Genomic DNA, 13,209 nt, shown 5'->3' on the forward strand with positions numbered 1-13,209 from the left:
TCAGAACCGAAGATTGTCGAGATAGTCGAAGCCGACCTCGGCAGTGATCAGCGCGTCCGCCGGGCTGCGCGGCGGGCTGCCGGCGTCGTCACGCTCCACGATGTACTCCACGAGGCCGGCCTCGCGGGAGTGCTCGAAGATCCGCGCGAAGTCGATCAGGCCGTCGCCCGGGTCGGCGAAGCTGCCCGAGGTGGCCAGGTCCTTGACGTGCACCTGGCGGATGCGGCCGCGGTTCTCGTGGATCAGGTCGACCGGGTCGTGCGCGCCCCGGAACGCCCAGAACAGGTCCACCTCGAGGTGCACCAGGCCGGGGTCGGTCTCGCGGGTCAGGATGTCGTACCCGGTGCGGGTGCCGCCGTCCTGGCGCAGGAACTCGTTGTGGTGGTTGTGGTACCCGAAGCTCAGGCCGTGCTTGCGGGCCAGCGCGCCGGCCTTGTTGAGGTCGCGGGCGAAGGCCTTGTAGACCGAGCTGTCGCGGATCGGCTTGCCGTCCGCGCCGGTGCCGAAGTACGGGTGCACGATGTACTTGTTGCCGACGATCGCGGCGTCCTCGAGCGCCGCCTCCCACGTCGCCGCGTTGAACGGCTGCGGGATGCCGACGTGGCCGGAGGTGGCGCGCAGCCCGGCCCGGTCCAGGGCGGCCCGGAATTCCGTGGCCGTACGCCCCACGAACCCGGCGTGCTCGACGCGGGTGTAGCCGATCTCGCGCAGCTCGGCGAGGCTGGCGTCGAGGTCGATGGCGAGCTGGTCGCGCAGCGTGTACAGCTGCACGCTGATCTTGTCGCGGGGGACCCGGGACGGGCGGCCGCCCCGGCCGGTGGCCCCGGCGGGTGCGGCGCCGACCGCCGAGGTGCCGATCGCGGCCGCGCCGGCGGCGGCGGCGCCGAGGACGTGGCGGCGGCTGACGGTGAACTCGTTCTGCATCGCTTGCACTGCCTCCCGATCGATGGTGCGTCGATGGTCGTTGGGCATGCGGGAGTGACCGGCCGGGAGGCGGCCGCGGGGGCCGGCTCCACTCCGGATCACTTTTGCTGCATCGAGCGGTATCGCTTGCTGATGTTAACCACAGGTTTCGCTGCCGTGGCGAAAAGAATCTTCGAAATATTCAAAAGTTCCGCTGCGGTGGGCGGCAAGGCACCGTGAAAGCAATCGAAATGGACAGTACGCGGAGAGCCCGGCGGCGGCAGCCCCTTTACCGGGCGGCCGGGACGCCTCTCGTCAGCCCGCGGCGACGGCGCTGCGCTGGGCGGCGAGGAGCTTCGTCATCTCCGCCGCCGGCATCGGCCGCGCGAGCAGATAACCCTGCCCCAGCGTGTACCCGAGCTCCCGGAGCCGGGCGGCCTGCGCCTCGTTCTCGATGCCCTCGGCCACCGCGTCCAGGCCGAGCGCGCCGGCCATCTGGATCACCGCGCGGGCCACCGCCTGGCGGGCGTCGCGCGCCGCCGGGTTCGCGTCGTCCACCTCGATGCCGTCCACGAAGGACTTGTCGAGCTTGACGATCGCCACCGGGAACGCCCGGAGCAGGCTCAGCGACGACTCACCCGTACCGAAGTCGTCCAGGGCGAGCTTGACGCCCAGCCGGTCCAGTTCGTGCAGGGTCCGGGAGATCTGCCCGCCGCGCAGCGCCGCCGACTCGGTCAGCTCGAGCACCAGACGGTCCGGGGTGAGCCCGTGGTCGCCGAGGGCGGCCATGACGTCCGCGACGAAACCGGGGTCGTGCAGCTGCCGGGCGGACACGTTCACGCCCGGCTTCTGCAGCGCGTCCGGGCCGAACTCGGCCAGCCACGCCGCGGTCTGGCGGCACGTCTCGCGCAGCACGAACCGGCCCAGCTCCACGATCAGGCCGGTACGCTCCGCCGCCGGGATGAACTCGACCGGCGGCACCAGGCCCCGCTCGGGATGCTGCCAGCGCACCAGCGCCTCCACGCCGATGATCACGCCGGTCTCCAGCGCCATCACGGGCTGGTAGACGACGTGGAACTCGCCCGCATCCAGCGCGCGGCGCAGCTCCCCGCCGAGACGCATGTGCGCGAGGACGGGCTCCGCCATGCCGGGCAGATATCGCACGTACGCCGCCTTGCCGCGCTGCTTGGCCGCGTACATGGCCACGTCCGCCTCGCGCAACACACTGTCCAGAGTGGCCTCCGGCGCAGCCGTCGCGATGCCGATGCTCGCCTGCACCATCAGCCGGTGCGCGCTGATCGGCTGGGTCAGCGCGTCCAGGATGCGCTGCGCCACCGTCTCCCCCACCGTCGTGCCGCCGGCGAGCAGCACCGCGAACTCGTCGCCGCCGATGCGCACGGGCATCCCGTCGTCGCCGGTCACCTCGCGCAGCAGCCCGGCCAGCGAGACGAGCAGCTCGTCGCCGACGTCGTGGCCCAGCGAGTCGTTGACCGCCTTGAAGTCGTCGAGGTCCACGAGCAGCACGGTGGCGCCCGACCCGGAGGCGAGCGCGCTCTGCAGCCGGTCACGGAACCACGCCCGGTTGGCCAGGCCCGTGAGGCCGTCATGGCTGACCTCGTGCCGCAGCCGCTCCTCCTTGGTCCGCAACGCACCCAGCAACCGGCTGTTGTCACGGAACGCGAGGAACTGGCGGATGATCACCAGCACGCTGACCGCCACGGCCGCCAGGATCACCACCCGGCCGGGCCACCGCAGGTGCCCCGTCGCCACGGCCACGAGCGGCAGATCCACGGCGGCCACCGCCAGGTAAGGCAGCAGCGACGAGTTCGACCGCGGGGACCGGCGGACACCCGCGAACGCGTTGCTCTGCACCCGGACGGCCAGCACGAGCATGAGCGGGGCCAGCGGGAGCACCACGGCCTGTGACGGCGGGCCGCCGGCGTTACCGTACGTGGCGGCGAGGACGGCGACCCCCGCGGCGGTCAGGCTCATCGCGGCGACCAGGCGCAGTGCCGTACGGTCCACCGGCCCCTCACCCAGGTACGCCACCTTGGTGATCCCGGCGATCGACAGCACGAACGCCAGCCCGATCAGCACGAGGGTCTGCGGCGCCCACCGCTCGTCGGCCGTCAGCATCGGCGCCATGCCGAAATGCCACAGCAGCGTGGCGCAGCCCAGGAACGCGATGGTCCGGTCCAGGTACATGCGGCGGCGCTGCCCGGTGCCCGAGGTGCCCACCGGCACCCGCGCGACCGCCCACATCGCCAGCGCGAACCCCAGCCCGACCGCGGCGGCGGCGGAGATCGGCATGCTCGGCGTGTAGCCGCCGACGGAGAACCGGAACGCGTTGACGGCCATGAGGACGTACCCGACGGTCATGGACGCCGCGCCGACGAGCAGGCGCCCCCAGAACTGCCGGGCCAGCCGGTTGCCGCGGACCGCGCGCCACAGGTCGTACAGCGCGGCGACGGCGACCACCCCGCCGAGCGGCACGGCCACGTACGCGATGGCGACCGGCCCGGCCCCGGTGGTCACCCAGACCAGGAACCACACCGAACTGGCGACGACGAGGCCCAGGGTGATCCACACCCAGCGCAGGGGCACGCGCCCGTCCTCGGCCATACCGCAAGCATCGGCGGACCCGCCTTCCGGGTTAGGAAAACCCCCGCCACCGCCCCAGCCGGCAAGATCCCCCGCGTCCACGAGCCCACCGTGCCCGACGCGGCCCGCCAAGACCATCCGCGAAACGGACTAACGGGCAGCCTTCAGTCCGGTCGTGGGTGGTGGCGGGGTGGTTGGACGGGGACCCGAGATCGCGCGTACGTCCAGCCGTACCCGGAAAGGCTCATCCACGGACAAGGTCTCCCCGTCCGTCGCGACGGCCGCCTCGACATAGTGCGCACCGTCGAGCCGGTACAGCCGCAGAGTCGGGCCGCCCTCCGACGAGGGTTCGACCAACAGGTAGAAGCCGATGCGTGCGGCCGCGTACAGATGCATCTTCACGAGGCGGTCCGCCGCGGCGTTGCCCGGCGAGACGATCTCCCCGACGAGCACGACCTCGCCGCACTCGACGATGACGCCGTCCTCGTCGGTGTCGGCCACCACGAGATCGGGGATGACGATCCGGCCGGCGCCGAGCCGGACGTTACCGCCCCGAAGACCAGGTGACCGGCGGCGGTGGCAGGACCGTCGAGTGCGTTGGCGATCCGGCGCGAGAGGTGTTGATGCCGTTTGCCCGGCGCCGGGCTCACCAGCAGGCGGCCGTCCAGGAGCTCGACGCGGTCGGGCATCTCCCCGAGGGCGAGATAGTCGTCCTCGGTCCAGGGGTCGGCAGGTCGCGTCAGCGCGGGCTCCCTTCGTGGAAGCCCGACCCTACCCACCGCGCCCGGGTCGGCCGAAAGGCAGAGGGTGGGCCGGGAGAGGCCCGTCCCCGGCCGGATGTGCCCGCCGTGCCCCCTCGGCGATGCTGACCGCACTGTGCCGGCTTGAGCTTTCAGGGGGACTTCGATGACATCCGGGCCGTACTCTTCCGACACCGCGCCGCTGGCTCACTCGGATGTGCTCGTCCTCGACTATCTGGCCGCGTTGTGGGCGGCCACCGAGGATCTCGAGCCGGATCTGCGGGACGAGCTCATGACGACCGTGGCCGACTACATCGCGATGCGCCGGGCCGCGGGGGCCGACCCGCAGGGTGATCCGTCGCCGGTGCTGCGCCGGCTGGGGTCGCCGGAGTCGCTCGCCGCCGCCGCGCGGCGCGGGCGGATGCCCGCCCATCTGCGACGCCCGGTCACCCAGGTCGCGGTGCCGGCTCCGGTCCCTTCCTCGGGTACGGAGTACGCGGGTGTCGCACTGCTCGCGGCGGGCACCGTGGTGCTGCCGGTGATCAGCCCGCTCGCCGGCCTGCTGCTCGTCTCGGGGTCGCCGCGCTGGAGCCCGGGGCAGAAGACGGCGGCGTGGGTGCTGGCGGCCGGGCCGGTGATGCTGGGGTTCGCGCTGGTGCTGGCCGCGATCGCGTTCGGCGGCGGCCCGGAGGTCCTGGTGGTGGCGTACCTGATGATGGTCGCCGGCGCGTTCGTCGCGGGGTTGTCGCTGCTGCCGGGCCTCAGCTCGCGACGCACCTACCCGCCCACCTACTGACCGCCACCGCAGTTCGCACCACCGCGGCCCGTCCACCACGGCCCGCCCACCGCGGCCGGCCCACCGCAGCCCGGCTCGCTGAGGGCCGGGCTGCCGCGCACCGCGGGCCGGCTCACCAGAGGCCCGCTCACTGAGGGCCGAGCCGCCGGCACCCGCGGGGCCGGCTCACCAAAAGCCGGCTTACTGCGGGGCGGTGTCGCGAGGGCCGGGCTGTCCCGCGGCCGTACCGTTCAGCGGGTCCGACAGCAGGGCGCCGAAAGCCAACTCCGCCGCGCCGATGAGGGCTGCGTCCGGGCCGAGCGCTCCGGCTCGCAGGTGCAGGTGTTCGCGGGAGGCCGGCAGCGCCATGGTGTCGAGGCGGCGGCGGACGGTCCGGGCGCCCGCCGCGTACACCTCGCGGAGGGTGCCGCCGAAGACGACGATGTCCGGGTTGAAGACGTTGACCAGGTTGGCGACGCCGAAGCCGAGCCAGTCGGCGACGGCGCGGAGGGCCTCGCGGGCCACCGCGTCGCCCAGGGCCGCCGCGCGCAGGACCGCGATCGGGCTGGTGCCCGCGGGTGCGCCGGCGCGCCGGAGCAGGGCCTGCGTCCCCACCTCGGTCTCCCAGCAGCCGCGCGAGCCGCAGCCGCAGCGCCGCCCCTCGGGGTTGACGACCATGTGGCCGACCTTGCCGCTCGCGCCGCCGTGGCCGGTCACCAGGCGGCCGCCGGTGACGATGCCCGCGCTGACGCCGGTGTCGCCGTGCAGGTAGACGAGGTCGTTGATGCCGGCCGCCACGCCGCGGGTGTGCTCGGCGAGGGCGGCGATGTCGGCCATGTCGCCGGCGACGAAGCCGGAGCCGAGTTCGGCGCCGAGGGCCGCGGCGAGGGTGTCGTCCGCGCCGCCCACGTGCAGCGTGCCGTCGTCGTCGCGGGTCGTGTCGGCGACCGCGACCGCCCCGCCGGCGCACAGCGTGCCGGCGGCGCCCGCGCCCCCGGCTTCGCGGGCACGAGGGTTGTCCCCGCCGCCCGCACCTCCGGCGTCGCTTCCCGCGTCCATCCGGCGGACCAGGGCGGCCAGCTCGGTGACCGCGTCCGCCGGGGACATGCCGAGGGGACGTGGCGCCTCGCGCAGGTCGAGGATGCGCCCGCCGAGCCCGATGCGGGCGGCGCGCAGCCGGGCCGGCTCGATGCTCAATGCATTGGCGTAGACCCGTTCGGAGCGGGGGCTCACCACGAGCGAGGGGCGGCCCGCCCGGCGGCCGCTGGTCGGCACGTCCTCGGTCACCAGGCCGGCGGCGGACAGGTCGGCCGCGAGGGCCCGGATCGTGCTGCGGTTCAGGCCGAGCCGGCTAGTCAGCTCGGCCCGGGAGGTGGGGCCGTGCACGTGGACGTAGCGCAGGACGGCGCCGAGGTTCTGCCGGCGGATCTCCTCCTGGCCGGCCGCGGGCGCCGGGGGCGCCGGGGGTTGCTCGGGGCCCGGTTTGGGCCCGGATGTGCGCGGCCCGCGCCGCAGCGGAGTGACCACAGGCGGGGCCTCCTCTCCGGGCACACGACGACGGGCGGCGGACGGGCGGGGCCAGGCGGCCCGAGCGGGGGCCCGGTGGCCCCGGACGGGCGGGGCCGGGCGTCCCGAGTGGACGCGGAGTTCCCCGGGACGGGCGGGGCCGGGCGTGGCGAGTGGGCACGCGGTGGCCGGGACGGCAAAGGGTCCCCGGAGACGGACTCCGGGGACCCCAAGGGCCGTCAGTGGTACCGGCGGGGAATTACTTGGTGAGCGGCGCGAGCTTCGGGTCGCTGGCGTACGCCTCGGCCGCGTTGTCCTTGGTCACGGCGACCGGCGGCAGCAGGTACGTCGGGACGACCTTGGTGTTGTTGTTGTAGGACTTGGTGTCGTTGATCTGCGGCTCGGTGCCGGCCTGGAGGGACTTGACCATGTTGATGGTCTCCTTCACCAGGTTGCGGGTGTCCTTGTTGATCGTCATGTACTGCTCGCCCTTCATGATGGACTTGATGGACTCGACCTCGGAGTCCTGTCCGGTCACGACGGGGACGGGCTTGTTGCGGCTCTTGATCGACTGGATGATCGCGCGGGCCAGCGTGTCGTTCGGCGAGAGGACGCCGTCGATGGTCTTGCTGCCGTAGGTCGAGGTGAGCAGCTGGTCCATGCGGGCCTGCGCACCCTCGGCCTTCCAGCCCTGGATGGCGATCGTCTTGAAGTCCTTCTGACCCGAGCCGACCACGACGTTGCCCTTGTCGATCTCCGGCTTGAGCACGTCCATGGCGCCGTTGAAGAACACGGTGGCGTTGTTGTCGTCCGGCGAGCCGGCGAACAGCTCGACGGTGTACGGGCCGCTGGCCTTCTTCTTCTTCATGCCGTCCAGCAGGGCCTGGCCCTGGAGCTGGCCGACCTTGAAGTTGTCGAACGCGACGTAGTAGTCGAGGTCCGGCGTGTTCAGGATCAGGCGGTCGTACGCGATGACCTTGGCACCGGCGTTGTGCGCGGCGGAGACCTGGGTCGCCAGCTGCGCCGCGTCGGTCGCGCCGATGACGATGACCTTCGCGCCCTTGGTGACCATGGCGGTGATCTGGGCCTGCTGGTCGGCGACCGTGGTCGACGCGCCGGCGTACTGCACGTCGCTCTGGAAGCCGGCCTCCTTCAGGCCGTTGGTGAACAGGTCACCGGCGAGGACCCAGTTCTCCGAGGTCTTCGCGGGCAGCGCGACACCGATGAGGGAGTTCGCCGCGAAGCCCTTGGCGGCCTCGCCGCCCGAGCCGCTCTTGTCGTCGCCGTCGCGGCCGGAGCCGCACGCCGTCAAGGCCAGCATCGCGATGGCACCGACGGCCACCGACTTGCCGAAGAAATTGCGCATGGGGGGGTTGTAGCCCTTCTTTGAGGTGTTACAGGGTGAGAGGGGGTTGGTGGACCGTCAGCCGGCCACCGTCGTCTTGGCGGGCTCGGAGCCCGCTGCCGACGATGAAGCCGGTTCGGCGGATGCCTCCCGGCGGAAGGGGCGAGTGATGCTCCCGATGATCGAGAAGCGGCCCTGGCTCTTGTTGTAGACGTCCAGGGCGACGGCGAGCAGCAGCACCAGGCCCTTGATGATCTGGACCCGGTCGGTGCCGACGCCGAGCAGCTGCAGGCCGTTGTTGAGCACGGCCATGACCAGACCACCGACGATCGAGCCGGAGATGGTGCCGATGCCGCCGGAGACCGCCGCGCCGCCGATGAAGACGGCCGCGATCGCGTCGAGCTCCCAGCTGAGGCCGTCCTGCGGGCCGGAGGCCGCCGAGCGGGCCACGAAGATCATGCCGGCGAGCGCCGCGAGGACCGACATGTTCATCATGACGAAGAAGTTGACCCGGCGGAGCTTGACGCCGGAGAGCTCCGCGGCGCGGGAGTTGCCGCCGACCGCGTAGATGTGCCGGCCGCCCGCGGTGTTGCGGGTGTAGAAGCCGTACGCGATCACGAGCACCACGAGGATCAGGCCGGAGATCGGGAAGCTGGTGCCGACCCGGCCGCCCGCGAACCGCAGCGTCACGAAGACGAGCACGCCGACCATGATCGCCATCCGGATGACCGAGACCCACATGGGCGCGGGCTCGGCGTTCATCTCCTTGCGGGTACGGCGCGACTGCAGCTCGCGCCAGACCACGGCGACGCAGGCGGCGAGGCCGAGCAGCAGCGTCAGGTTGTTGTACCCGGTGTCCGGGCCGACCTCGGGGAGGAAGCCGCCACCGATCTTCTGGAAGCCCGGCGGGACCGGGATGGTGTCGGCGTTGCCCACGAACTGGTTGGCGCCGCGGAACAGCAGCATGCCGGCCAGCGTGACGATGAACGCCGGGACGCCGATGTACGCGACCCAGAATCCCTGCCAGGCGCCGATGGCCGCGCCGAGCGCGAGGCCGAACAGGATCGCCACCGGCCAGGGCAGCGACCAGTCGGCCATGCTCTTGGCGACCAGGATGCCGACGAACGCGGCGACCGAGCCGACCGACAGGTCGATGTGGCCGGCCACGATCACCATCAGCATGCCGATGGCCAGGATGAGGATGTACGAGTTCTGCTGGAACAGGGCGATCAGGTTGTCCGACCGCAGGGTCAGGCCGTCGCCGAAGCCCACACCGATCTTGTCCGCGGTGAGGAACTGGAACAGCAGGACGATCGCCAGCAGCGTGAAGATCATCCCGAACTGGCGGGCGTTGGAGGTCGTGCCCCCGAACAGGTTCTTCTGAAGGTCCTTGAATCGGCTCATCGGGTCTGCATTTTCTTCGTCGAGGTCATCTGCTTCATGAGGGTCTCCGGGTTCGCGTCCTTGCGAGCGATGTCGCCCGTGATCTGGCCTTCGAACACGGTGTAGATGCGGTCGCAGAGCCCGATCAGCTCGGGCAGCTCCGAGGAGATGACGATGACGCCCTTACCCTGGTCGGCGAGCCGCTGGATGATGCCATAGATCTCGTACTTCGCACCCACGTCGATGCCCCGGGTGGGCTCGTCGAGGATCAGCAGGTCGGGGTCCGTGAACATCCACTTCGCCAGGACGACCTTCTGCTGGTTGCCGCCGGAGAGCTTGGAGACGCCCTCGTCCACCGTCGGCGCCTTGGTGCGCAGCTCCCGGCGGTAGGCCTCGGCGGCCTGGTACTCGGCGACCTCGTCGAGCACGCCACGCTTGGTGATTTTGGACAGCTTGGCGGCGACCGTCGACGTCTTGATGTCGTCGAGCAGGTTGAGGCCGATCGCCTTGCGGTCCTCGCTCACGTACGCCAGGCCGTGGTGGATCGCGTCGGCCACGGACTTGAGCTGGAGCTCCTTGCCGTCCTTGAAGATCTGCCCGCCGAGGTACACGCCGTACGAGCGGCCGAAGATGCTCATGGCCAGCTCGGTGCGGCCGGCGCCCATGAGGCCGGCGAAGCCGACGATCTCGCCGCGGCGCACGTGGAAGCTCTCGCCCTTGCAGACCAGCCGCTCGGCGGAGATCGGGTGGCGCACCGTCCAGTCGCGTACCTCGAAGAAGGTCTCGCCGATCTTCGGGGTGTGGTCCGGGAAGCGGCTGCTGAGCTCCCGGCCGACCATGCCGCGCACGATGCGGTCCTCGTCCACGCCACCCGCGCCGACGTCGAGCGTCTCGACGGTCTTGCCGTCGCGCAGGATGGTGATGGAGTCGGCGATAGCCTCGATCTCGTTGAGCTTGTGCGAGATCATGATCGAGGTGATGCCGCGCTCCTTGAAGCCGCGCAGCAGGTCGAGCAGGTGCTGCGAGTCCGCCTCGTTGAGCGCCGCCGTCGGCTCGTCGAGGATGAGCAGCTTGACGTCCTTGGCGAAGGCCTTGGCGATCTCGACGAGCTGCTGCTTGCCGACGCCGATGTCCTTGATCAGGGTGTCGGGGTCCTCTTTGAGGCCGACCTGGTTCAGCAGCTCGACGGCCTTGCGCTGGGCCGCCTTCCAGTCGATCGCGCCGCGCTTGCGCGGCTCGTTGCCGAGGAAGATGTTCTCGGTGATCGACATGTGCGGGATGAGCGCGAGCTCCTGGTGGATGATCACGATCCCCGCGTGCTCGCTCTGCCGGATGTCCGAGTACCGTGCGGGCTGTCCCTGGTAGATGATGTCGCCGGTGTACGTGCCGTAGGGGTACACGCCGCTGAGGACCTTCATCAGCGTCGACTTGCCGGCGCCGTTCTCACCGCAGATGGCGTGGATCTCGCCGGCCCGGACCACCAGGTTGACGTCGGAGAGCGCCTTGACGCCGGGGAACTCCTTGGTGATGGAACGCATCTCCAGGAGGATGGGGGCGTTTGTCATCGCGCGCACCACCTCACGAGCGTCATGGATGCCTCCGGGAGGGGTCAGGGGTATTTCACTGGTTTGTTGCCGACGGCAACCTATTCCCCTCCGAAGATGATTCGCAAGTTTCGAGATCACCCGCCAGGTAACAATCCGGCAATGAAGAACCGGGGCGCCCTGAGGGCGCCCCGGCTTGCTCGGTTCAGCTGTTGTTCTTGACCGGTTCAGACGCTGACCGGCACCCGCTCCCCCGGCTGATCGAGCTGCTTGCGCAACTTTTCACCCTCGATGTCGACGTTCGGCAGCAGCCGGTTCAGCCATCCGGGCAGCCACCAGGACGCGCGCCCGAGCAGCGAGATGACGGCCGGCACGATGGTCATCCGGACCACGAACGCATCGATCGCGACGCCGATCGCCAGCGCGAAGCCCATCGACTTGATCACCGGGTCGTCGAGCAGGATGAAGCCCGCGAAGACCGAGATCATGATCAGCGCGGCCGCGGTGACCACCCGGGCGCCGTGGCCCATGCCGAGGATCGTCGCGTCCTGCACGTCCGCGCCGTGCACGTAGTCCTCGCGCATGCGGGAGACGAGGAAGACCTCGTAGTCCATGGCCAGGCCGAACAGGATGCCGATGAGCAGGATCGGCAGGAAGCTCACCAGCGGGCCGGGCGTGGACAGGCCGACCAGGCCGGCGAGATGGCCCTGCTGGAACACCAGCACGGTGACGCCGAAGGTGGCGCCCACGGTCAGCAGGAAGCCCAGCGCGGCCTTGACCGGTACCAGGATCGAGCGGAACACCACCATGAGCAGCAGCACCGACAGGCCGACGACCAGCAGCAGGTACACCGGCATGGCGTCGGACAGCTTCTCGGAGACGTCGATGCCGACCGCGGTCTGCCCGGTGAGCGCGACGTCGGCGCCGTTGAGCCCGCGCGTCTTCTCGCGGACGGTGTTCACCAGCGTCTCGGTGGCCGCGTCGGTCGGGCCGGTCTTCGGGATGATCCCGAGCAGCGCGGTCCGCTTGTCCCGGCTGAAGTTCGGCGGGGCGACCGCGAGCAGGTCGGGCGTGCCCTGCAGAACCTGGCCCACCTGCTGGGCCGCGGTGCCGGTCTGTTCCGGGGAGTCGCTGCTGACCACCAGGGCGAGCCGGCCGTTGAAGCCGGGACCGAAGCCCTCGGTGATGAGGTCCGCGGCGGCGCGGGCGGGGGTGCCCTCCGCGCTCGCGCTCGCGTCGGGCAGCGCCAGGCGCATGTCGGTGGCCGGGATCGCGAGCGCGCCCAGGCCGAGGATGCCGGCCAGGATCACGGGTACGCGCAGCCGCGTCACCAGGCGCGCCCAGCGGAAGCCGAACCCCTCCTTGACCAGCGCGTGCGGCGTACGGCCGTTGCGCAGCCGCCGCGGCAGCACCTTGTCGCCGGCGAAGCCGAGCAGCGCGGGCAGCAGCGTGACGGCGACCAGCACCGCGACGGCCACCGTGCCGGCCGCGGCCAGACCCATGACGGTCAGGAACGGGATCCGGACGACGGCCAGGCCGGCCAGGGCGATGATCACGGTGACGCCCGCGAACAGGACCGCGGAGCCGGCCGTACCGACGGCACGGGCCGCGGCGTCCTCCGGCGCGGCGCCCTCGACGAGGTGCTGGCGGTGGCGAGAGGTGATGAACAGCGAGTAGTCGATGCCGACCGCGAGGCCGAGCATGAGCGCGAGCACCGGCGCGGTGCTGGTCAGCGACACGACGCTGCTGAGGGCGAACAGGCCGGCCATGCCCGCGCCCACGCCGATCAGCGCGTTGAGCATGGTCATGCCCGCGGCCACCAGCGAGCCGAAGGTGACCATGAGGACCACGAGCGCGATCGCCACACCGATCGCCTCGGTGCCGCCCACCTCGGGTTCGGCGTTCATCACCTCACCGCCGTGCTCCACGCGCAGACCGGCGGCCTTCGCGGCGGCGCCGCTGTCCTCGTACGCGCCGCGCTGGGCGGCGGTGACCGCGTCCGCGCGCTCGGCGAACTGCACCTGGACCAGGCCGAAGCGGCCGTCCTGGGACAGCGCCTTCGTGGTGAACGGATCCACCGCGCCGACCACGCCGGGCAGCGTCGCGGCCTCCTTGGCCAGGCCCTCGACGGCGGTCTTGAGCTGCGGCTCGGCCAGCGTACGGCCCTGCGGCGCGGCCACCACGATGGTCCCGGTGGCGCCGCTGGCCTCGGGGAACTCCTGCCGCAGGGCGTCGATGGCCCGCTGCGACTCGGTGCCGGGCATGGTGAAGTCGCTGGAGGTGGCGCCCTTGAAGGCCAGCGCCGAACCGCCGAGCGCGGCCAGCAGCACCAGCCACAGCAGCACCACCAGTTTGCGGCGGCGGAACGAGGCCCGGCCGAGCCGGTAGAGCAGGGTTGCCATGTCTAGTCCT

Annotated in this window: 9 protein-coding genes; 1 reads left to right on the forward strand and 8 read right to left on the reverse strand. The window is 71.3% G+C overall.

The genetic code is table 11. The features are described from left to right. From IT780_RS16175 to IT780_RS43125, 3 genes are all read right to left on the reverse strand, one after another. Positions 1-924 carry a sugar phosphate isomerase/epimerase family protein gene (locus tag IT780_RS16175; protein ID WP_199512388.1) on the reverse strand — a complete coding sequence of 308 codons (924 nt, stop codon included), beginning with the start codon at positions 922-924 and terminating at the stop codon, positions 1-3. Positions 925-1,218: 294 nt separating this feature from the next. Beyond that, positions 1,219-3,525, reverse strand: a complete 2,307-nt coding sequence (locus IT780_RS16180; protein WP_199512389.1) for a putative bifunctional diguanylate cyclase/phosphodiesterase — start codon at positions 3,523-3,525, stop codon at positions 1,219-1,221. A 129-nt stretch (positions 3,526-3,654) separates the two neighbouring features. Continuing rightward, a complete protein-coding gene (locus IT780_RS43125) occupies positions 3,655-4,008 on the reverse strand; it encodes a Uma2 family endonuclease (protein WP_307831214.1) in 354 nt (117 codons plus the stop codon). A gap of 402 nt (positions 4,009-4,410) precedes the next feature. Here IT780_RS43125 and IT780_RS16190 point away from each other — a divergent pair, with 402 nt between their 5' ends. Further along, entirely contained in the window at positions 4,411-5,040 is a 630-nt protein-coding gene (locus IT780_RS16190) for an HAAS signaling domain-containing protein (protein ID WP_199512390.1), read from the forward strand. Between the two features lie 180 nt (positions 5,041-5,220). Here IT780_RS16190 and IT780_RS16195 read toward each other — a convergent pair whose 3' ends face one another. The 5 genes from IT780_RS16195 to IT780_RS16215 form a co-directional block, all read right to left on the reverse strand. Beyond that, the gene (locus IT780_RS16195; protein ID WP_372443702.1) at positions 5,221-6,546 is read right to left on the reverse strand and encodes an ROK family protein; all 1,326 of its coding nucleotides are present in this window, start codon (positions 6,544-6,546) and stop codon (positions 5,221-5,223) included. A 238-nt stretch (positions 6,547-6,784) separates the two neighbouring features. Next, the gene (locus IT780_RS16200) at positions 6,785-7,891 is read right to left on the reverse strand and encodes a substrate-binding domain-containing protein (protein ID WP_199512392.1); all 1,107 of its coding nucleotides are present in this window, start codon (positions 7,889-7,891) and stop codon (positions 6,785-6,787) included. Between the two features lie 57 nt (positions 7,892-7,948). After that, a complete protein-coding gene (gene mmsB, locus IT780_RS16205; protein ID WP_199512393.1) occupies positions 7,949-9,274 on the reverse strand; it encodes a multiple monosaccharide ABC transporter permease in 1,326 nt (441 codons plus the stop codon). Continuing rightward, positions 9,271-10,818, reverse strand: coding sequence for a multiple monosaccharide ABC transporter ATP-binding protein (mmsA, locus tag IT780_RS16210; RefSeq protein WP_199512394.1), 1,548 nt, complete (start codon positions 10,816-10,818; stop codon positions 9,271-9,273). The genes mmsB and mmsA overlap by 4 nt, the downstream gene beginning before the upstream one ends. Positions 10,819-11,024: 206 nt before the next feature. Beyond that, positions 11,025-13,199, reverse strand: coding sequence for an MMPL family transporter (locus IT780_RS16215; protein ID WP_199512395.1), 2,175 nt, complete (start codon positions 13,197-13,199; stop codon positions 11,025-11,027). Positions 13,200-13,209 lie beyond the last annotated feature (10 nt).

The organism is Nucisporomicrobium flavum (assembly GCF_016464385.1).
Lineage (GTDB): Bacteria > Actinomycetota > Actinomycetes > Mycobacteriales > Micromonosporaceae > Actinoplanes > Actinoplanes flavus_A.

Bases quoted from the DNA above. Each gene is read 5' to 3' on its own strand.
- IT780_RS16175 (WP_199512388.1), bottom strand. From the start codon at position 924: ATGCAGAACGAGTTCACCGTCAGCCGCCGCCACGTCCTCGGCGCCGCC.
- IT780_RS16180 (WP_199512389.1), bottom strand. From the start codon at position 3,525: ATGGCCGAGGACGGGCGCGTGCCCCTGCGCTGGGTGTGGATCACCCTG.
- IT780_RS16190 (WP_199512390.1), top strand. From the start codon at position 4,411: ATGACATCCGGGCCGTACTCTTCCGACACCGCGCCGCTGGCTCACTCG.
- IT780_RS16200 (WP_199512392.1), bottom strand. From the start codon at position 7,891: ATGCGCAATTTCTTCGGCAAGTCGGTGGCCGTCGGTGCCATCGCGATG.
- mmsB (WP_199512393.1), bottom strand. From the start codon at position 9,274: ATGAGCCGATTCAAGGACCTTCAGAAGAACCTGTTCGGGGGCACGACC.
- mmsA (WP_199512394.1), bottom strand. From the start codon at position 10,818: ATGACAAACGCCCCCATCCTCCTGGAGATGCGTTCCATCACCAAGGAG.
- IT780_RS16215 (WP_199512395.1), bottom strand. From the start codon at position 13,199: ATGGCAACCCTGCTCTACCGGCTCGGCCGGGCCTCGTTCCGCCGCCGC.